Origin of the sequence: Aquitalea sp. FJL05, from assembly GCF_003852595.1 — a bacterium.
In the GTDB taxonomy this organism is placed as follows: Bacteria; Pseudomonadota; Gammaproteobacteria; order Burkholderiales; family Chromobacteriaceae; genus Aquitalea; species Aquitalea aquatilis.
In genome coordinates this window covers 1-20,234 of sequence record NZ_QAJS01000020.1, presented here as the reverse complement: position 1 = coordinate 20,234, position 20,234 = coordinate 1, and the positions used below count along the sequence as shown (strand labels likewise).

General features: G+C 61.0%; 14 protein-coding genes. 8 read left to right on the top strand and 6 right to left on the bottom strand.

What is annotated here, in order from left to right; all coding sequences use genetic code 11:
* The first annotated feature begins 2 nt into the window (after positions 1-2).
* The 3 genes from DBR44_RS18580 (at position 3) to nagZ (ending at position 2,098) form a co-directional block, all read left to right on the top strand.
* On the top strand, positions 3-566 hold the full coding sequence (locus DBR44_RS18580; protein WP_124645480.1) for a metal-dependent hydrolase: 564 nt from the start codon (positions 3-5) through the stop codon (positions 564-566).
* Complete coding sequence (gene acpS, locus DBR44_RS18575) at positions 563-943, top strand: holo-ACP synthase (protein ID WP_124645479.1); 381 nt, start codon at positions 563-565, stop codon at positions 941-943. The genes DBR44_RS18580 and acpS overlap by 4 nt, the downstream gene beginning before the upstream one ends.
* A 72-nt stretch (positions 944-1,015) precedes the next feature.
* Complete coding sequence (gene nagZ, locus DBR44_RS18570; protein WP_199731109.1) at positions 1,016-2,098, top strand: beta-N-acetylhexosaminidase; 1,083 nt, start codon at positions 1,016-1,018, stop codon at positions 2,096-2,098.
* Between the two features lie 78 nt (positions 2,099-2,176).
* On the opposite strand, the gene DBR44_RS18565 is transcribed toward nagZ, so the two are convergent.
* From DBR44_RS18565 to DBR44_RS18540, 6 genes are all read right to left on the bottom strand, one after another.
* Positions 2,177-3,334: an HD-GYP domain-containing protein gene (locus DBR44_RS18565; protein ID WP_158613666.1), complete on the bottom strand. Its 1,158-nt coding sequence runs from the start codon at positions 3,332-3,334 to the stop codon at positions 2,177-2,179.
* Between the two features lie 115 nt (positions 3,335-3,449).
* Complete coding sequence (locus tag DBR44_RS18560) at positions 3,450-4,583, bottom strand: HD-GYP domain-containing protein (protein WP_124645477.1); 1,134 nt, start codon at positions 4,581-4,583, stop codon at positions 3,450-3,452.
* A gap of 85 nt (positions 4,584-4,668) precedes the next feature.
* Complete coding sequence (gene hrpA / locus DBR44_RS18555; protein ID WP_124645476.1) at positions 4,669-8,610, bottom strand: ATP-dependent RNA helicase HrpA; 3,942 nt, start codon at positions 8,608-8,610, stop codon at positions 4,669-4,671.
* 114 nt (positions 8,611-8,724) lie between these two features.
* Positions 8,725-10,200: a methyl-accepting chemotaxis protein gene (locus DBR44_RS20050; protein ID WP_124645475.1), complete on the bottom strand. Its 1,476-nt coding sequence runs from the start codon at positions 10,198-10,200 to the stop codon at positions 8,725-8,727.
* Positions 10,201-10,508: 308 nt separating this feature from the next.
* Positions 10,509-12,590 (bottom strand): phosphate acetyltransferase, encoded by a 2,082-nt coding sequence (gene pta / locus DBR44_RS18545; protein WP_124645474.1) that lies wholly within the window; start codon positions 12,588-12,590, stop codon positions 10,509-10,511.
* Positions 12,591-12,616: 26 nt separating this feature from the next.
* Positions 12,617-13,810, bottom strand: a complete 1,194-nt coding sequence (locus DBR44_RS18540) for an acetate/propionate family kinase (protein ID WP_124645473.1) — start codon at positions 13,808-13,810, stop codon at positions 12,617-12,619.
* Between the two features lie 689 nt (positions 13,811-14,499).
* Between DBR44_RS18540 and DBR44_RS18535 the strand changes: the two genes are divergently transcribed.
* From DBR44_RS18535 to DBR44_RS18515, 5 genes are all read left to right on the top strand, one after another.
* A complete protein-coding gene (locus DBR44_RS18535; protein WP_124645472.1) occupies positions 14,500-15,609 on the top strand; it encodes an aromatic ring-hydroxylating dioxygenase subunit alpha in 1,110 nt (369 codons plus the stop codon).
* 67 nt (positions 15,610-15,676) lie between these two features.
* Positions 15,677-16,204, top strand: coding sequence for a hypothetical protein (locus tag DBR44_RS18530; RefSeq protein ID WP_124645471.1), 528 nt, complete (start codon positions 15,677-15,679; stop codon positions 16,202-16,204).
* 39 nt (positions 16,205-16,243) lie between these two features.
* Positions 16,244-17,113: a DMT family transporter gene (locus DBR44_RS18525; RefSeq protein WP_233578675.1), complete on the top strand. Its 870-nt coding sequence runs from the start codon at positions 16,244-16,246 to the stop codon at positions 17,111-17,113.
* Positions 17,114-17,254: 141 nt separating this feature from the next.
* Positions 17,255-17,611, top strand: a complete 357-nt coding sequence (locus DBR44_RS18520) for an STAS/SEC14 domain-containing protein (protein WP_124645470.1) — start codon at positions 17,255-17,257, stop codon at positions 17,609-17,611.
* Between the two features lie 59 nt (positions 17,612-17,670).
* Positions 17,671-19,989, top strand: a complete 2,319-nt coding sequence (locus tag DBR44_RS18515; protein WP_124645469.1) for a Tex family protein — start codon at positions 17,671-17,673, stop codon at positions 19,987-19,989.
* Positions 19,990-20,234: the final 245 nt, after the last annotated feature.

Here is a 20,234-nt window from a genome sequence, read left to right as displayed (position 1 = left end):
GCATGCCCACCATCATCAGCCACGCGGTGGCCGGGGCCACGCTATCCCGTCTGGCGGGGGCCGGCTCGGCCGCAGCCTCGCGCGCCGATGGTCTGAAGGTCTTGCTGCTGTGCGCTGCCGCGGCCATGCTGCCCGACCTGGACGTGGTCACCTTCAAGCTTGGCATTCCTTATGCCAGCCCCTGGGGGCATCGCGGTGTGTCGCATTCCTTGCTGCTGGCCCTGCTGGCAGCATTGTTGCTGACTGCTTGCAGCCGTGGTTTGTGGCAGCGGCTGGGCTGGTCCTTGCGCTCGGCCTGCTTGCTGCTGTTTGCCGTCATCGCCAGTCATGCCGGACTGGATATGCTGACCGATGCCACGCATGGCCCGGCTTTGTTCATGCCGTTCGACATGCAGCGCTATCTGCTGCCGTGGCGGCCGATTGAAGGTGCGCCCATCTCACCGCGACTATGGCTGACGGCCAAAGGCGGCCGCGTGGTTTATACCGAGTTGCTGTATGTCTGGCTGCCTTGTCTGATGCTGTGGCTGCTGCGTGTCAGCGTTGAACGGCGCAAGGAGCAGGCATGATCTACGGTATTGGCACCGATATGGTGGAAATCGCCCGCATGCAGGGCCTGTTGCAACGCTGGGGCGACAAGGCCGGCCGGCGCATTCTGGCCGAGGCGGAAATGCCTGACTTTCTGGCGGCGGCCGATCAGGCGCGCTTCCTGGCCAAGCGCTTTGCGGTGAAGGAAGCACTGTCCAAGGCGGTGGGTACCGGGGTGGTGCAGCCGGTATTGCTCACCGCCATTGCTGTCAGCCACGATGCACAGGGCAAACCCATGCTGGTATTCGGCCCGGACTTGCAGGACTTCCTGCTGCAGCGCGGCGTGGTGCGCAGCCATGTCTCCATCACGGACGAGCGCGAACACGCCCTGGCCTTTGTGGTATTGGAGCAGGATTAGCCCCCGGCCTATCCTTGCCAAAGAATCAATCCTGAGGGCCGCCCGGCCCTCACACTGTTTGGAGTATCAGCCATGCAAGCCTTGTCGCTGCAACGTGGTCCGGTCATGGTGGATGTGGCCGGCTTCAGTCTGACCGATGCAGAGCGCACGCGTCTGTCCCATCCGCTGGTCGGTGGGGTCATCCTGTTTCGCCGCAATTTCCAGAATATCGAACAGCTCAAGGCACTGACTGCCGAAATCCGCCGCCTGCGCAGCCCCGCACTATTGATCGCCGTCGATCACGAAGGGGGCCGTGTACAGCGCTTTCTGGAAGGTTTTACCCGTTTGCCGCCGATGAGTGTGCTGGGTGAGCTGTGGCAGAAGGATGAAGCCGCCGCGTGTGCCGCTGCCGAGGACGTGGGGGTGGTGCTGGCTGTCGAGTTGCGTGCCTGTGGTATCGACCTGTCCTTCACCCCGGTGCTGGATCTGGACTGGGGGCGCTGCGCGGTCATCGGCAATCGTGCCTTCCATCGCGAGCCGGAAGTGGTGGCCGAGCTGGCCCTGGCCTTGCAGCGCGGGCTGCGGCAAGGTGGCATGGCCACCTGCGGCAAGCACTTCCCTGGTCACGGTTTCGTGGCGGGCGACAGCCATTTCCTCATGCCGCAAGACGACCGCACACTGAGCGAGCTGGAAGCCGACGACCTGATCCCCTTTGCCCGCATGGCGGCAGCTGGCATGGGCTCGGTGATGCCGGCCCATGTGGTGTATCCGGCGGTAGATGATCGTCCGGCCGGTTTTTCCCCGGTATGGCTGCAGGACATTTTGCGTGGCCAGCTGGGCTTTGACGGCGTCATCTTCTCTGATGACCTGGGTATGGAAGGTGCTGCCGGAGCTGGCAGCTTTGTCGAGCGGGCAGCGGCGGCACTGGCAGCAGGCTGCGATATGGTGCTGGTTTGCAATCAGCCCACACGTGCTGACGAGGTGCTGGCCGGCTTGCAAGTGCCGCCGCAGCCCAAGCTGGCGGAACGTCTGCAAGGCATGGCCGGTGCTGGTGAAGTCGCTAGCTGGCAGCAGGAAATCGGCACGGCCGGCTTTGCCGAGCGCCAGCGCCGCGTACTGGCTCTGGGTATGCCGCAGAACGTATTGCAGGGCCCGGCCGTGGGTGAAGCCAGCTAGGCCGCTATACCCGCCCGCTTCGGGGCAAGCAAAAAGCCGGCATCGCGCCGGCTTTTTTTGTGCCTGGTGGCCGTGGTTTCAGTTGAGCTGGGTGCGCCACAGTCGTGCCAGATGCGAGGCCCGTACGCCGGCCATGGCAGCGGTGCAAGGGGAGACTACCTTGTGTGCCGGCAGGCTGGTATCGCGAATCAGGGCGTCGATATAAGCCGGACCATCGCCACGCCGAATGGCAGCAACTTGCGGTTCGCTGGCTTTTTCGCGGCGGGCCAGTACCACGCCGATTTCATCATTGGCCAGGCGCACGAAGCTGCCGGGCGGGTAGATGCCCAGCTCCTTGATCAGCAAGGTGGTGTAGGCCGGGTCGAACTCGGTGTCCTTGCGCTGGAACAAATGCCCCAGCGCGGCGGCCGGTACCATGCCGGCGCGGTAGCTGCGCGGGGTCAGCTTGGCGCAGGTGATGTCGGCCATGTGCAGGATGTGCGCCAGCGATTCGATTTCCCCGCGCGCCAGGCCGTAGGGGTAGCCATTGCCCAGCCAGGATTCATGGTGGGTTTGTACCAGCCAGTGCCACAGTTCATTGCTCACGCCGGCTTCGCGCAGAATGGCCGAGCTCATCAGCGGGTGGCCGGCGATTTCTTCTTCCTGCTGGGGTGTCAGGGCTTCCTGCTGGTGATAGAGCGTGTTCTGCAGCTGGCAGATCGACATATTCATGGTGAGCGCTGCGGCCAGCACGGTATGGCGTTGTTCGCTGCTCAGCTGGGGGATGCGCCGGCTGAGCAGGGCCAGCAGGGCGGTGGTGTGCAGGGCATGGGCCGGGCCGTATTCGTTGAATGGCACCAGCAGCAGGCTGGCAATGACCCCATCGGGATGCTGTTCGCTCAGGCGGACGATGTCGCGCACCAGCAGGCTGACCTTGCGCGGGAAGTCTTCCAGTTGCAGGGCGTAGTTGAGCAGAGTGCGGGTGCGTTGCTGCAGGAAGGCCATCTCGTGCAGCACGCTCTCGCGCACCATCATCGGGTCGGCTTCGGGCAGGCTGACGGCGTCCAGCTTGTTGCCATCCACCGCATAGCCCATTTCCAGGAGCTTTTCACGCTGGCGATCGCTCAGCACGAAATGCCCCTTGCTCAGCAGCAACAGGCCGTTCTTGGCATAAACATCCAGTGGTAGTTCCTTGCCCATGAGAATCTGTTCGGGCACTACCTTGTCATGCAGTTGCTTCTTGTTGCGGGAGTTCATGCGGCGATGCTGTCGGCGTGGGTTACGGGCGCTGCGCCAACAAGCTGGCGGAGCAGCCGCAATTATAAGCTGACGGCCTGTGCGGTGCTTGGCTTTTGCAAGCAGACCCGATGGCTCAGATTTTCCACAGGCTGGCCAGGAAGGAGATGCGCACCCCCGCCATGCTGAACGAGCAGGGGCCGGCGATCTTGTACTGCGAGTGGCTGGTTTCGCGCAGCAATACTTCGGCATAGGCCGGGCCGTCGGCCTTGCGTAGTGCGGCTACCTGCGGCTCGCTTGGCTTGTCGCGGCGTGCCAGCACCACGGCGATTTCGTTATTGACCAGTTTGACAAAGCTGCCGGGCGGGTAAATGCCCAGCTCCCTGATCAGCATGGTGGTAAAGGCGCTGTCGAAATCGACATCCTTGCGCTGGAACAGATTGCCCAGTGCCGTGGCCGGTAGCTGCGCGCTGCGATAGCGCCGCGGTGCCAGTTTGGCGCAGGCGATGTCGGCCAGATGCAGCAGATGTGCCGGCGGCAGGATCTGCTTGCGTTCCAGGCCAAAGGGGTAGCCGCTGCCCTGCCAGTTTTCATGGTGGGTCTGTACCAGGGCGTGCCACAGCTCGTTTTCGATGCCGGCTTCGCGCAGGATGGCCGAGCTGAGCAAAGGATGTTCCTTGATGGCACTGCGCTGCTGCGGCGTCAGCTGCCCCTCGTGACTGAACAGTTCATTTTGCAGCTCGATCTGCGCGATATTCATGGTGAGCGCGGCGCACAGCAGGATTTCGCGGTGACCGGCCGGCAGCTTCATCTGGCGGGTAATCAGTGTCAGCAGAGCGGTGGTGTGCAAGGAGTGCGCCACACCGTATTCCTGAAAGGGCAGCAGCAGCATGGAGGCCATCAGGCCATCCGGATGGCGCTCGCTCAGGCTGATGATGGTCTGGGCGATGGCGCGCACGCGCTGCTCCAGATCCGGCTGGGTCAGCGCGTGCTGCAACATATTGCGCACCCTTTGCTGCAGGAAGACGATTTCCTCGAACAGCGACTGGCCTTTGCGGTAGTTGTCGGCCGTTTTTTCGGCCGGCTTCACCTCGGCTGGCTGTTCGGCAAAGCCCAGCTTGATCAGGCGATGCTTCATGTCCGGCGATAGCACATAGTGACCACGCTTGAGCAGCAAGATGCCGTTTTTGGCGTAGACATCCATCGGCAGTTCTTTGCCGATGGAAATGGCGCTCGATTTGAGCTTGTCGGAAAGATTATTGTCAGACATGGTGCACGGTTTCGAATGGACGCAACATTCTATGTTTTTGTCATTGCTATCGCCAGATTTATTCGGCAGGAATGATTGATAATTGTCATTGTTTAGGCAGGTCCTGCCAGGCTTTTTGTAAGCGTTTCACTGAAACCGGATAGGGCGTTTTCAATTCCTGAGCAAACAGGCTGACGCGCAGCTCTTCCAGCTGCCAGCGAAAATCCTGCAGCGCCGGTGATGGCTCGCCAGCTTCGCGCTCGCTGGCCATGCGTGCTTCCCACTTGTTCCACAGTTCGCGTATCTCGGCTGCGCGCTGGCCATCCCGTTGCGGATTGGCCGGCTGCTTGTCCATGCGCAAGCCCATGGCGCGCATATAGCGGGTGATATGCGGCAGCTGTGACCAGGGCGTGTCATACAGGAAGCCCGGGTAGACCAGCTTGCCCAGCTGCTGTTGCAGCTCCTGGCCTAGCCGGTGCTTTTGCAGCTTGTTGTAGAGCGGCATGTATTCGCTGCCGATCTGGCTCAGATACTGGGTAACCGCCTGAATCACCGCCGGCAGACGGGTGCGGGCGCGGGTCTTTTGATCGTTGAATGCTTTCTCGTTGCGCGGCAGGGCATCTTCGCCGATAAAGGCACGGTCGCAGATGCAGGCAATGGCATCGGCCAACAATTGTTCGACATTCGCCACATTGCGCAGATTGAGGCCAATCTGGGTCATGCCGGACAGGCCCTTGCCCAGCTGTTTCATCTGCTCCTTCAACTGCAGTTGCAGCAGGCGGATCACCCCGGCGCGGTGATGGCGTTCGGCCTCCGGCTGGGTGTCGAACAGGCGGATGGCCACCTTGTCCTGTTCCAGTGTCAGCGCCGGGAAACCGGTGAGCTGCTGGCGGCCACGGGCAAACTGTATGCTTTCCGGCAGTTCGCCAAAGTCCCAGCTGCTGACCTCGTCGCGCTCGAAGTCGGCGCTGCTGTCGCGGAAGGTGAGCTGGGCGGCCTGGCCAAACTGCTTTTGCAGGGCGAGCAGATCGCGGCCCAGGCCGATTTCCTGTTTGCCATCATCGATGATGCGGAAGTTGAACAGCAGATGTTCTGGCAGCTCTTGCTGCTTGAAGGCATCGTGGTCGACTTTCACACCGCCGGTTTCGCGCAGAATGAAATGGGCCAGCTGGCCGGCAATCGGCTGCTGCTGGTCAGGATTGCTGCTGAGGAAGCGGGTGACGAAGTCCGGCACCGGCACACAGCAGCGTCTCACCTGCTTGGGCAGGCCCTTGATCAGCTGCTGCAGCTTTTCGCGCACCATGCCGGGCACCAGCCACTCGAACGGTGCCGGCTGCAGGCGGTTGAGGATGGCCAGTGGCACATCCATGGTGACGCCGTCCAGCGGGTGTCTGGGTTCGAAGCGGTATTTCAGCCGCAGCTTGCCGTCTTCCAGTTCCAGCCATTCCGGAAACTGGTTTTCGGTCACATGCTGGGCGGCATGGCGCATCAGCTCGTCGCGGGTCAGGTGCAAGCGTTTGGGTTCGGTTTTTTCCGCTTCCTTGCGCCAGGCTTCAAAGCTGGCCGCATCGACCACTTCGCTGCCGATGCGCTCGTGGTAGAAGGCGTACAGGGCTTCTTCGTCCACCAGCACATCCTGCCGGCGCGCCTTGTGTTCCAGTTGCTCCACTTCGCGGATCAGCTGCTGGTTGCGCTGGAAGAAGGGTGCATTGCTGACGTAATCCATGTTCACCAGTGCGCCACGGATAAACAGCTCGCGTGCCTCAAGCGGGGCAATGCGGCCATAGCTGACGGCACGACGCGGAATCAGCGTCAGGCCGTACAGGGTGACCCGTTCGCTGGCAACGACTTCGCCCCGGCTCTTTTCCCAGTGCGGTTCGAAATAGTGGTACTTCACCAGATGGGCGGCCAGTTTTTCCACCCATTCCGGCTCGATTTTGGCCACGCAGCGGGCGTAGAGGCGGGTGGTTTCCACCAGTTCGGCTGCTACCAGCCACTTGGGCTTGCTCTTTTTCAGGCCGGAACCGGGGAAAACATGGAAGCTGACACCGCGTGCGCCCATGTAGTCGTCGCCTTCCAGATTCTTCATGCCGATATTGCCGACCAGGCCGGTGAGCAGGGCCTTGTGCAGGTTCTCGTAGACCACGGCGTCCAGTTGCTGGCGCTTCTTCTGCGACATCTGGGCGTCGATCTGCTCGGCGTCGGCATGGGCTTCTTCACGTTTGATCAGGCCCAGTTCGCTGGCAATTTCGGCCAGCTGGCCATGCAGTTCGCGCCATTCGCGCAGGCGCAGATAGGACAGGAAGTGCTCGTGGCAGGTATTCACCAGCAGGCGGTTGGACTTCTTGTGCTTGAGTGCGTCGCTGAAGAAATCCCACAGATGCAGATAGGACAGGAAGTCGGATTTTTCGTCGTTAAAGCGGGCCTGGGCGCGCTCGGCTGCTTCGCGGGCATCGAAGGGGCGCTCGCGCGGGTCTTGCACCGACAGCGCCGAAGCGATGATCAGCACCTCGCGCATGCAGCCGAAATCACGCCCGGCCAGCAGCAGGCGGCCCACTTTCGGGTCCACCGGAATGCGTGCCAGCTCCTTGCCCACCGGGGTCAGCTCATTATTGTCGGTCACCGCACCCAGCTCGGTCAGCACCTGGTAGCCATCGGCAATCAGGCGGCTGCTGGGGGCTTCCAGAAAGGGGAAGGCATCCACCTGGCCCAGCCGCAGCGCGGCCATGCGCAAGATTACCGCCGCCAGATTGGAACGGATGATTTCCGGGTCGGTAAAGGCCGGACGGGCGTTGAAGTCTTCTTCGGCATACAGACGCACGCAAATGCCGGCCTCGACCCGGCCGCAGCGACCGGCGCGCTGGCGGGCAGCGGCCTGGGAAATCTTTTCCACCTGCAGCAGTTCTACCTTGGCGCGCGGGCTGTAGCGGTTGAGTCGGGCCAGGCCGGTGTCGATCACATACTTGATGCCCGGCACGGTCAGCGAGGTTTCCGCCACATTGGTGGCCAGCACGATGCGCCGGCCGCCGGAGGGTTTGAAGATTTTCTGCTGATCCTCATTGGACAGGCGGGCAAACAGCGGCAGGATTTCATAGCCGCGAATACCGGACTTGCGCAGTTTTTCTGCCGTTTCGCGGATATCGCGCTCGCCGGGCAGGAAAACCAGCATGTCGCCCGCGCCCTGGCGTGACAGCTCGTCGGCGGCATCGACGATGGCGTCTTCCATTTCCATTTCACGTTCGTCTTCGTCGCGCTGCTTGAGCGGGCGGTAGCGGACTTCCACCGGGAAGGTGCGGCCGGACACTTCAATCACCGGCGCGCCATCGAAATGGCGGGCAAAGCGGTCGGCATCGATGGTGGCCGAGGTGATGATGATTTTCAGGTCGGGACGGCGCGGCAGCAGCTGCTTGAGGTAGCCCAGCAGGAAGTCGATGTTGAGGCTGCGCTCGTGCGCCTCGTCGATGATGATGGTGTCGTAGCTTTCCAGATAGCGGTCGGTCTGGGTTTCCGCCAGCATGATGCCGTCGGTCATCAGCTTGATCACGGATTTTTCCGACAGCTTGTCGGTAAAGCGCACCTTGAAACCGACATGCTCACCCAGTTGTGAACCCAGCTCCTGCGCAATGCGCGTGGCCACCGAGCGTGCCGCCAGCCGGCGTGGCTGGGTATGGCCGATCAGTCCGTACACGCCACGCCCCAGCTCCAGGCAGATCTTGGGAATCTGCGTGGTTTTGCCGGAGCCGGTTTCACCGCAGATGATCACTACCTGATGGCCGGCAATGGCTGCCTTGATATCGTCCAGCTTCTGGTTGACCGGCAGCGCCTTGTCGAACTGCGGGCGCGGCAGATGGGCGCGGCGGGCCTCGGCGCGGGCGGCCGAGCGTTCCAGTTGCTGGCTGATGTCGGCCAGTTGCTTGTCGGCCGGCTGCCCTTTTTTCAGGCGCTCGCCGGCATCGTTCAGCTTGCGGCGCAAGACATGGCGATCACGGATCAGGCAATGGGCAAGGCGGGTTTTGAGTTGGGACAGCTGCTGGACTGGGGTGGTCATCGGGCAAAGAGCACTGGTTTACAGAAGGTCGCCAGTATAACAGAGGCCGGGCAGGCGACTGAAAGCAAAAGACCGCCTGCTGGCGGTCTGCGCGATGGTGTGCGCTGCTGGCGCCTAGCTGGCGTGCTGGGCGCGCGAGGAGCGGCCCAGCTCGTCCAGCAGCTGGTCCAGCCGCTTGATGGCGTCGGCGATGGAGCGGGTTTCGGTGGAGAGCGAGCGGGTGGATTCGCCCACGGCGGTAATGTCGCCGGCAAACTGGGCAAAGCCGTGATTCTGGCTGTTTTCTGCCTGTGCCACCTGTTCGAGCAAGCCGGCCAGCTGGCGGGTTTCATGAATGATGCCCTGCAGGTTCTGCTGGGCTTCCCGGGCATTGTTGCGGCCGGCCTGCATCTGGTCGTTGCCGTCGCGCATGGCGACGATGGCCTGATTGGTGCCGTCCACGATCAGCGAGATCTTGTTGCCGATATCCAGCGTGGCATTCTGGGTGCGTTCGGCCAGCTTGCGTACTTCGTCGGCCACCACGGCAAAGCCACGGCCCATTTCTCCGGCTCGGGCGGCTTCGATGGCGGCATTCAGCGCCAGCAGATTGGTCTGGTCGGCAATGTCACGGATCAGTTGCACGATGCCGTTGACCTCGGCGCTGCGCTGGCCCAGGTCTTCCAGCTTGCTGGCAGCGTGCGAGATGACTTCACCGGCGCGGCCCAGCTGCAGCACGGCCTGATCCATCACCTGACCACCGCTGCTGGCCGCATTGCCCGCCGTCTGCGCCAGCCGGGTGGCGCTGTCGGACTGGGCGGCGTTCTGGCCGGTGACCACCGCCATCTGCTGTGCCACCACCATCATGTCTTCGGCGCGGCTGCGCTGTTCGGCCATGGTTTGCGCCATCAGCCCGGTGCTGTCGGCAATGTCGCGGCTGGCGCTGGAGGCGGCCTGGATCGAACGCGCCACCTGTTCCATCATCTCGCGCATGGCACGGCTGGCGTGTTCGGATTCGGCCCTGGCTCCTTCCAGCCGCTCCAGGCTTTTCACCTTGGCCTTGTCAAACGCCATGGCCAGCGTCAGCACCACAATGCTCAGGCCGATCAATGACTTGGCTTGCAGCTTGGGAATCTCCTCGCGCGCGATGGGGACGGCGGGCAGGGCACCCGGATCGGCAGATAGCAGGTAGAACACCGCAATGGCCATGATGGTGAGTACCATCCATGTCCAGCCCGAGCGACGGGTGGAGACAAAGATGGCGGTAAACGGGATGGAAGCAAACCACACCACGCTGGTGGACATGATGCCGCCGTTGACATACACCATCCAGCACACCATGACGAACATGCAGCTGGTGATGAATTCGGCGCAGAAGCGCACGGCTCCCGTCAGTCTGAGCAGCAGGGTGCCCAGCAGCAGGCCCAGTCCGCCCAAGGCAATGCCTATGCCCATGGCGCTGTGTCCCAGCATGAAATACTCGATGGAAAACAGCGGAGCGATACAGCCGGCCAGCAGGCCGACGCCTACGGTGGTGCGGGCCGGGATGGCCAGTTCGGGTGACTGGCGGATGTCTTCTGGAATAAACCAGTCGGTAATGGTGGTGGCAGCCATGCGGTGAGTTCTCCCTCGTAGCACTCTATTTGTAAGTTTTGTTTTGTTTTATATGCCCGGCTTTAAAAACAAGGCGAGTGATAATGTAAAACATCCGTTTGAATGCAGCAATGTCCAGCCTGGAATGCCGGCTGATTGCTGCCTTATTGCATGGGATGTACATCACGGCCTTGCCTGGTGTTTGTGGAAAAGTCTTTTTTAAACAATGCGCTGGAGTGGAATGCGGCTGTTGCGCCAATGGCGCAGTACGTAAAAAAGCCCGCCGGTGAGGGCGGGCTGTTGCGGCGGCTGGTGCTGCCGGAGTGGTCTTAGCGCTTGTCCGCCTGAATGGCGGTCAGCGCAATGGTGTAGACAATGTCATCCACCAGCGCACCACGCGACAGGTCATTTACCGGCTTGCGCAGGCCTTGCAGCATGGGGCCAACGCTGACCACGCCGGCCGAGCGCTGTACCGCCTTGTAGGTGGTGTTGCCGGTATTGAGGTCCGGGAACACAAACACGGTGGCCCGGCCGGCCACGGTGCTGTCCGGGGCTTTCTGGCGGCCTACCGATTCCACACTGGCGGCGTCGTACTGCATCGGGCCGTCGATTTCCAGGCCAGGACGCTTTTCGCGGGCGATGCGGGTGGCTTCGCGCACTTTTTCCACGTCCGAACCGCTGCCGGAGCTACCGGTGGAGTAGGAAATCATCGCCACTCGCGGCGGAATGCCAAAGGCGGCGGCGGAGTCGGCGGACTGGATGGCGATGTCGGCCAGGTCTTCTGCTGTCGGGTCCGGGTTGACGGCGCAGTCGCCGTAGACCAGTACCTGTTCCGGCATCAGCATGAAGAACACGCTGGAAACCAGCTTGGCTTCCGGTGCGGTCTTGATCAACTGCAGTGCCGGGCGAATGGTGTTGGCGGTGGTATGCACGGCACCGGATACCAGGCCGTCCACTTCGCCCAGCGCCAGCATCATGGTGCCCAGCACCACATTGTCTTCCAGTTGCTGCTCGGCCATCGGCGCGTTCAGGCCCTTGCCCTTGCGCAGTTCCACCATGGGCTGGATGTAGTTGCCGCGCACTTCGTTGGGATCGAGAATTTCAATCGAAGCCGGCAGGGTCACGCCCTGGGCTTCGGCGATCTGTTCGATCTCGATGCGGTTGCCGATCAGCACGCAATGGGCGATGCCCTTTTCCTGGCAGATGGCGGCTGCCTTGACGGTGCGCGGCTCATTGCCTTCCGGCAGCACAATGCGCTTGCCGGCACGGCGGGCCTTTTCCATCAACTGATAACGGAAGGCCGGCGGCGGCATGCGGTGTTCGCGCGGCGCGCCAACATTGCGCTTGAGCTTGTCGGCGTCCAGGTGTTCGGCCACGAAGTCGATGACCCGCTCCATCCGTTCCAGATCGTCCGCCGGTACCTGACGGCTCATATTGCTGAGGAAGCTGGCGGTTTCAAAGGTGTTGTGGGTGGTGGTCATCACCGGCAGGCCGCTGGTAAAGGCCTGATGGCACAGTTGCTGGATGCGCGGGTCGGGCAGCGAGTCGCAGGTCAGCAGCAGGCCGGCCAGCGGTACGCCATTCATGGCGGCCATCGAGGTGCCCAGTACGATGTCTTCACGATCACCGGCAGTGACAATGAGGGCACCGGGCTTGAGCAGATGAACCACATTGGGCACGGTGCGGGCGGTCACTGCCATGCTGCGCACGCGACGGCGGCTGATCTGGCCGGCGTGCAGTACCCGTGCCTGCAGATAGTGAGCCACGTCCAGCGTGCGCGGGGCCAGCAGCTCCGGTTCGCTGGGAATGGCGCCAATCATGGTCAGGCGGTTTTTCTGCAGCAGGTTGCCGGCTTCCAGGATTTCCATCGCCAGTTGCTGGGCATTCTGTTCCTTGGGCAGACGGTTCAGGATGTAGCCGGCGACATGGCCGGGCTGGGCACCGAAAGCCTGCAGGCTCAGTTCCAGCTGCTCGGCGATCTCGTGGCTGGCCAGCTTGTCGGCGGCGGTCACCAGGATGGTTTGCGCTTGCAGGTTGCGGGCGATCTTGGTGTTGAGGAAGGTGGAGAACACCTGCTTCTGATCAGGGACCAGACCTTCCACAATCATCAGGTCGACGTTGTGCGAGGCTTGCTGATACAGCGACACCACTTCTTCCATCAACTGGTCGATTTCACCCTGCGCCAGCAGGTGCTCCACCCGCTCCATCGGCAAGGGTTCCGGCGGATTCAGGTGGCAGATGGCGCGGGCAAAGTGGGTGGAGCGTTCCGGCGAGCTGCTGTCGGCACCCTGGGCAATGGGTTTGACAAACCCCACGCGCAAGCCGGATTGCTCCAGTGCGCGAATCATGCCCAGTGCCACCGAAGTCAAGCCGGCATCAAAGCCGGTCGGGGCCAGAAAAAAAGTATGCATGCTTGGACTCTTTCCTTAGCGCTGCCTCAGACCGACAGGCCGGCCAGCAGGGCGGTGTCGAGGGCAATCATCAGTTCTTCGTCGGTATTGATCACCAGTGCCGGCACGGAGTCGGCAGTGGTGATGCGGCCAGCCTTGCCGCGGATGCATTGTTCGTTGGCGGCTTCGTCCAGCTTGAGGCCCAGAAAGCCCAGTTGCTTGATCACCCGTGCGCGCAGGTAGGACGAATTTTCGCCGATGCCGCCGGTGAACAGCACACCATCCAGCCGGCCCAGTGCCACGGTCAGGGCGGCAATATGCTTGGCCAGGCGGTAGCTGAAAATGTCCAGTGCCAGAATCGCTTCCGGCTGGCCGGCCATGGCGGCGTCTTCCAGTTCGCGGCAGTCGCTGGACTGCTCGGACAGGCCCAGCAGGCCGGATTTCTTGTTCAGCAGATCGGTCACGCCGTTGACATCCAGGCCCAGCTCGGAAGCCAGGTAGCCGAAAATGCCCGGGTCGATATCGCCGGAGCGCGTGCCCATGACCAGGCCTTCCAGCGGGGTCAGGCCCATGGTGGTGTCCACGCTGTGGCCGCCCTTGATGGCGGCGGCAGACGCGCCATTGCCCAGGTGGGCGCAGACAAAGGCGGTTTCTTCCAGTGGCTTGTCCAGCAAGCGCGCGGCTTCGCCAGTAACAAAGCGGTAGCTGGTGCCGTGGAAGCCATAGCGGCGCACGCCGTGCTCGCGGTACAGCTGCATCGGCACGGCATACAGATAGGCCTGCTGCGGCATGCTCTGATGGAAGGCGGTATCAAATACGGCCACCTGCGGCAGTCCGGGGAATTGCTGCATGCTGGTATGAATGCCCAGCAGGTGTGCCGGATTGTGCAGCGGGGCCAGTTTGGCGCATTTCTCGATTTCGGCAATGACGGTGCCATCAATGACTGCGGAGGCTTTGAAGTGTTCGCCGCCATGGACCACGCGATGGCCTACGGCCTTGACGCTGTCCAGCAAGTCCAGCTCGCGCAGACGGCCGATGATGGCGTGCATGGCGGCGGAGTGATTGGCTTCTGCCAGCGGCAGGCTGTCTTTCTGGCCTGCATGCTTGAAGCTGATCTGGCCTTGCTCCAGGCCCAGTTTTTCAGCCAGACCAGTCAGGATGACCTGCTTGCTGGCGGTATCGATCAGAGCGAATTTCAGCGAGGAGCTGCCGCAGTTAATAACGAGAATGCTTGATTTCATAGGCGCTGGAAGTAGTAAATGGCTAAAAAGGGGTCCGTTGGGAAAATAACTGTCGCCAGCCGGCATGTCGGCCATATTAGGATTATGACTGTGGCAGCAAGATGACGGTGCGGAGCAGTTGACGGGCTCCTCTTCTCTTTCCTTTGGTCGGTGTTAACCGGGCGGCGATTATCCAGTGCGGCCGCGCATGCTGCAATGCGGGATTTACCTCGCTTGCGCAGCGCTGCGATTGCCTGCATTGCCGCAGGGACAAGCCTTGGCGGTGTGTCAGGCAGTGCTGGCGGCGGCGGTGATGCGAGTGCATGCACGGTGACTGCCAGCTTCGCCCCTTGTACTGACTTGGGGGCCAGCCGCAAGGGCAGCGGATATGCCCGGGCAGTATAACATATGGATCATCAGCTGCTAATGTTGCTGCGCACAATTTGAGCTAACACAATGATTCCTATGAAGGTGCGGGATGAAAATGTCCTGAATTTTGCAAAACCCCATTTTGTAGTGGCAATGTTTCAGTCTGCCCCCGCTTTGTTGTGCTAAAAATTGCTTGCCCCCCCTTGCGGGGCCGGGCATAATCCCGCCCTCGCAAAGCACAGGCTTGGCCTTTGTTTTAATTCATTGTTTTGATGGTTCCGTAAACTCGTTTAGCGAGATTCGGCTGGTCTTATATCTTCTACCACGGAGGTGTGGGAATAATGTCTGATCTGGCTTCTTCGCAGATGCTACAGGCGTCTGCTGCTCAGCTGCCTATCTATACTTATTTTGATCCCGCTCACTACGAGCTGGAGCAAAAACAACTGTTTGCCAATGCTCCGCTGTATTACGGCCACGAGCTGATGGTGCCCAATGACGGGGACTACCATACGCTTGACTGGCTGGGCCATGGCAAGATGCTCAAGAATGTGGGCGGTGAAATCAAGCTGATTTCCAACGTCTGCCGGCACCGTCAGGCCCTGATCTATCAGGGGCGCGGCAATGGCAACCACATGGTGTGCAATCTGCATGGCTGGACTTACGACGCCGAAGGCAAGCTGCTGGGCGCGCCGCATTTCCCGCAAACACCCTGTCTCAATCTGAATCAGACGCAGCTGACGCGCTGGAACGGCCTGCTGTTTGATGCCGGCCGCGACATTGCTGCCGATCTGGCACAGCTGGGTGTGGCGAAGCATCTGGATTTTTCCGAGTTCGCTTTCCATTCGACGCAAACCACCGAATACGACTTCAACTGGAAAACCTTTATTGAAGTCTATTCCGAGGATTACCACGTCGATCCCTTCCATCCGGGGCTGGGCAATTTTGTTGATTGCGCCGAACTGAAATGGGAGTGGGGCGCGCAATACCATGTGCAGACGGTTGGCGTGAAAAACCAGCTGGCCCGTTCTGGTTCGCGCGTCTACGGCAAGTGGCACGAAGAAGTGCGTCGCCGCTTTGCCGACCAGCAACCGGAGTTCGGTGCCATCTGGCTGACCTACTACCCCAACATCATGGTGGAGTGGTACCCGCATGTGCTGGTGGTGAGCGTGGTCATTCCGCGCGGCCCGGAACAGTGCACCGTCATCACCGAGTTCTACTACCCGGAAGACGTGGTGTATTTCGAGCCGGAATTCGTCGAGGCCGAGCAGGCCGCTTACTTCGAAACCGCCAAGGAAGACGACGAAATCTGCTACCGCATGCACCTGGGGCGTCGTGCCTTGTGGTTGCGTGGCGAGAGCGAGGTGGGGCCGTATCAATACCCCACCGAAGAAGGCATGCAGCACTTCCACGAGTTCTATCGCCGCATGATGGGCGATGCCATGGCTGGCTAAGCCTGGCATTTCAGTGCAGAATGGCAAAGGCGCGGGTTTCCGCGCCTTTTTCTTTGTCTTGATGACAATGTACTGGCAAAAAAACATTCTCCTATTAGGGCTGTGCCTGCTGGCAAGCCCGCTGCTGGCAGCCGGTTTTGTCGACCCGGCCAGCAAGATCAGTTTCACCCTGCCTGCCGGCTGGAAAGTGCGCAGCGTGGTGCAGGAGGGCGTGCGTGTGATCAAGGTGGTGCCACCCAAGGCGGATCAACGTGAGCGCGCGGCCATCGAAGTCACCCTGCAAGAGCGCAAGGCCGCCAAGGCGGATGCACCTGAGCGGTTGCAGCGCCGCTTCCGCCAGGCCGAGGGCGACCGCGAAGCGGCGGTCTATACCCGCTTGAATCCGCATAATGGCCGGCTGGTCACCGAATATCGCGAAGGCCGCTTCGTCTCTGGCCGTTTATGGATCGTGCGGCACAATCTGCAGGTCTTCCTGCCAACGCCGGGCAAGCGGCTGCTGGTGGCGCGTTGTGCCGCCAATGCTTCTGAATTCAAAACCTATCGCCGGCAGCTGGAAACCATCTGTCTGTCGGCCACTTCCTTGCACAAGCCATGATGTTCTGCTGCCCTGTTTGCCTTGCTGCCGGAGCGCCTGATGCCGACTGATCTGCTGTCGCGGCTGCGGCGCGGCCAGCTGGGTGCTGGCTGGATGGTGATTGCCGCCGCCTTTTTTGCCTTGATGGGGGTGTTCGTCAAGGCCGGTGCGCAGCACTTCAATTCCATCGAGCTGCTGTTCTGGCGCACCTTGATCGGCACGCTCATTCTGGGCCTGGGCATTCGCCTGCGCGGGTTGTCCTTGTCCACCCCGCATTGGCTGGGGCATATCAAGCGCAGCTTTGTCGGTTATCTGTCGATGTCGGCACTGTTTTATGCACTGACGCATCTGCCGCTGTCCACGGCGGTTACGCTCAACTACACCTCCTCGCTGTTTTTCTCGCTGATTTGCGTGGTCAAGCTCAAGGACAAGCTGTCGCGCCCCGCCGCACTGGCGCTGGGGCTGGGCTTTCTCGGCATTGTGCTGTTGCTGCGGCCCACTTTCAGTTCCGAGCAGTGGCTGGCTGGCGTAATCGGCTTGCTGTCGGGTGTCAGTGCCGGTTTTGCCGTGTTTCAGGTGCGCGAGCTGGGGCAGATGGGCGAGCCATCCTGGCGGGTGGTGTTCTGGTTCTTTGCCATTGCCAGCCTGTTTGGTGCGGTCTGGCTGGGCTTGGGGCCGGGTTTTTCGCCGATTCGTCCGGATAATGTCGGTGCGCTACTGGGGGTGGGGGTGTGCGGCATGCTGGGGCAACTGGCCATGACGCTGGCGTACAAGGTTGGGCGCAAATATCTGGTGGCCAGTTTTGCCTATCTCACCGTGGTGTTTTCCGCATTGCTGGGCGTGCTGTTGTGGGGCGATGCACTAGGTGCCGATGCCCTGCTGGGGATGGGGCTGATTGTTGTCGCCGGTTTGCTGGCCGCCTTGCGCTGAATTGCAGAAAATATGCCGCCGGCCTTGATGGTTGTCAGCAGAATGTGATCTGACAGGCGCTAGAATACAGACATGGGCTTGATGCGTAGGCATCATGGCCTCAACAATAACAGGCAGGACTCACACTTTAGGAGATGCAGCATGATTTCTATCCGCGAACAGGATTATGGTCTGGATGTGGCGCTGTTCAATGAATTCTCGCTGGCGGATTTCAAGCTGTTCGAGGATGCCTTGGTCAAGCGCGTGGCCGAGCAGGGCAAGCCGGATGTCTTGCTGGATTTGTCCGAATTGGTGGACTTCACTCTGGACATGGCGATGGAAGAGGTGAAGTTTGTCCGTGCCCACGAGCAGGACTTCGGCCGCATCGCACTGGTGGTGAGTGATGTGTGGATCAAGCTGGCGGCGCATATTGCCGGCCTGCTGTCACACAATCATCTGGAGTATTTTGACACGGTGGAAGAGGCGCAGGCCTGGCTGGCGCGACCGGTTGCCGCTTGATTTTGGAGCGAATGGCGGTAGAGTAGCGGTTTTTGTTCAACACGAAAGAATAAAAACCGATGTTGAAGAGCATTGCCAGCCGTCTGGCGACTGAACTCGCCGTACGTGAAAACCAGGTGGCCGCCACGATCGAACTCATCGATGGTGGTGCCACCGTCCCCTTTATTGCCCGTTACCGCAAGGAAGTCACTGGCGGCCTGGATGATACCCAGCTGCGCACGCTAGCTGAGCGTCTGGTCTATCTGCGTGAACTGGACGAGCGGCGCAATACCATTCTTGCCAGCATTCGCGAGCAAGAAAAACTGACGCCGGAATTGACGGCCGCGCTGTATGCCGCCGATAACAAGACCGCGCTGGAAGACCTTTACCTTCCCTATAAGCCCAAGCGCCGTACCAAGGCACAAATCGCCCGCGAGGCCGGCTTGCAGCCATTGGCCGACAGTCTGCTGGCGGATCCCGCGCAGTCGCCGGAAGCGCTGGCGCTCACCTATCTCAATGTCGAGGCCGGCATCGGCGATGCTAAGGCTGCGCTGGATGGTGCCCGCGCCATCCTGATCGAGCAGTTTGCCGAAGACGGCGAGCTGCTGGGTCGTCTGCGCGAAAAGCTGTGGAGCGAGGCCGAGCTGGTTGCCCGCGTGGTGGCAGGCAAGGAGCAGGAGGGCGCCAAGTTCTCCGATTATTTCGATCATCGGGAAGCGCTGCGTGCTACGCCCTCGCATCGTGCACTGGCGCTGCTGCGTGGCCGCAACGAAGGCGTGCTTAGTGTGGCACTCAAATATCAGCCCGACGAAACCCCAATTACCGAGCGCTCCAGCTACGAATTGCTGATTGGCCAGCGCTTTGGTGTGCAGGACAAGGGCCGTGCGGCCGACAAGTGGCTGCTGGATGGAGTGCGGCTGTGCTGGCGCGCCAAGATTTTCCTGTCCTTGGAGCTGGAGCTGATGGGCCGGCTGAAAGACGCCGCTGATGGCGAGGCCATCAAGGTATTCGCCGACAATCTGCACGATCTGCTGCTGGCTGCGCCGGCGGGTCAGCGTGCCACGCTGGGGCTGGATCCTGGTCTGCGTACTGGGGTGAAGGTGGCGGTAGTGGACGGTACCGGCAAAGTGCTGGATACCACCGCCATCTACCCGCACGAACCGCGTCGTGAATGGGATAAATCCATCGCCATTCTGGGCGCGCTGTGCACGCGCCATCACGTCGACCTGATTTCTATTGGCAATGGCACGGCCAGCCGCGAAACCGACAAGCTGGCACAAGACCTGATCAAGGCCTATCCGCAGCTGGGCATGACCAAGATCGTGGTGTCCGAGGCTGGCGCTTCGGTGTATTCCGCCTCCGAACTGGCGGCCAAGGAATTTCCCGACATGGATGTCAGCCTGCGTGGCGCGGTATCCATTGCCCGCCGCCTGCAAGACCCGCTGGCCGAACTGGTGAAGATCGACCCCAAATCCATCGGCGTCGGTCAGTATCAGCATGACGTCAATCAAAGCCAGTTGGCACGCGCGTTGGACGCCGTGGTGGAAGACTGTGTGAATGCCGTTGGTGTCGATGTCAATACGGCCTCGGTGCCGCTGCTGACCCGTATTTCCGGTCTCAACAGCACGCTAGCCAACAATATCGTAGCTTACCGCGACCAGAATGGTGCATTCAAAAATCGCAAACAGTTGTTGAAAGTACCACGGCTGGGTGACAAGACCTTCGAGCAAGCTGCTGGTTTCCTGCGTATACAAGGCGGTGACAATCCGCTGGATGGCTCCTCGGTTCATCCGGAGGCCTACCCGGTGGTAGAGAAGATTGTTGCCAGGCTGGGGCGCGAGGTCAAAACGCTGCTGGGCGATTCCGTCACGCTGAAGGCGGTCAAGGCTACCGACTACACCGACGAGCGTTTTGGCCTGCCGACGGTAATGGACATCTTGAAGGAACTGGACAAGCCGGGTCGTGACCCGCGTCCGGAATTCAAGACCGCAACCTTCCAGGATGGCATCGAAGACATCAAGCACCTGCAGCCGGGTATGGTGTTGGAAGGTGTCGTCACCAATGTCGCCAATTTTGGTGCCTTTGTTGATATCGGTGTGCATCAGGATGGCCTGGTACATATTTCTGCCCTGTCGAGCAAATTCATCGACGACCCGCGCAAGGTGGTCAAGGCCGGTGATGTGGTCAAGGTCAAGGTGCTGGAAGTGGATGTGGCACGCAAGCGCATTGCCCTCACCATGCGACTGAACGACGAGATTGGTACAAGCAGTCGCAGTACGCGGCCGGAAGGTGGGCGTGGTTTCGCAGATCAGCGCAAGCCGCAATCATCCGCTCGCGGGGCGCCGCCGGCTGGTGAATCAGCAATGGCTGCTGCGTTTGCCAAGCTCAAGCAGCGCTGAAACATATATATAGCTAGTTGAGCAAGCAAAGCCCGGCATCAGCCGGGCTTTTTGCTGCCGGTGTCGGTGTGGCGACCCCCTTTTTACGCCAGCCAGCCCCACCCATCACGGCAAGTGCGAACGGGGATGTGCTTATTTTTGTGCGTACGCAGCAAGGCTGTAATAAAACCCCCATTGCATAAGCCTTTTTCCCTCAGTCACTTAGCCCGATGAGAGTCGATGTTTGGCCAGAATCTGCACTTTTC

Bases quoted from the DNA above. Each gene is read 5' to 3' on its own strand.
- DBR44_RS18580 (WP_124645480.1), top strand. From the start codon at position 3: ATGCCCACCATCATCAGCCACGCGGTGGCCGGGGCCACGCTATCCCGT.
- acpS (WP_124645479.1), top strand. From the start codon at position 563: ATGATCTACGGTATTGGCACCGATATGGTGGAAATCGCCCGCATGCAG.
- nagZ (WP_199731109.1), top strand. From the start codon at position 1,016: ATGCAAGCCTTGTCGCTGCAACGTGGTCCGGTCATGGTGGATGTGGCC.
- DBR44_RS18565 (WP_158613666.1), bottom strand. From the start codon at position 3,334: ATGAACTCCCGCAACAAGAAGCAACTGCATGACAAGGTAGTGCCCGAA.
- DBR44_RS18560 (WP_124645477.1), bottom strand. From the start codon at position 4,583: ATGTCTGACAATAATCTTTCCGACAAGCTCAAATCGAGCGCCATTTCC.
- hrpA (WP_124645476.1), bottom strand. From the start codon at position 8,610: ATGACCACCCCAGTCCAGCAGCTGTCCCAACTCAAAACCCGCCTTGCC.
- DBR44_RS20050 (WP_124645475.1), bottom strand. From the start codon at position 10,200: ATGGCTGCCACCACCATTACCGACTGGTTTATTCCAGAAGACATCCGC.
- pta (WP_124645474.1), bottom strand. From the start codon at position 12,590: ATGCATACTTTTTTTCTGGCCCCGACCGGCTTTGATGCCGGCTTGACT.
- DBR44_RS18540 (WP_124645473.1), bottom strand. From the start codon at position 13,810: ATGAAATCAAGCATTCTCGTTATTAACTGCGGCAGCTCCTCGCTGAAA.
- DBR44_RS18535 (WP_124645472.1), top strand. From the start codon at position 14,500: ATGTCTGATCTGGCTTCTTCGCAGATGCTACAGGCGTCTGCTGCTCAG.
- DBR44_RS18530 (WP_124645471.1), top strand. From the start codon at position 15,677: ATGTACTGGCAAAAAAACATTCTCCTATTAGGGCTGTGCCTGCTGGCA.
- DBR44_RS18525 (WP_233578675.1), top strand. From the start codon at position 16,244: ATGCCGACTGATCTGCTGTCGCGGCTGCGGCGCGGCCAGCTGGGTGCT.
- DBR44_RS18520 (WP_124645470.1), top strand. From the start codon at position 17,255: ATGATTTCTATCCGCGAACAGGATTATGGTCTGGATGTGGCGCTGTTC.
- DBR44_RS18515 (WP_124645469.1), top strand. From the start codon at position 17,671: ATGTTGAAGAGCATTGCCAGCCGTCTGGCGACTGAACTCGCCGTACGT.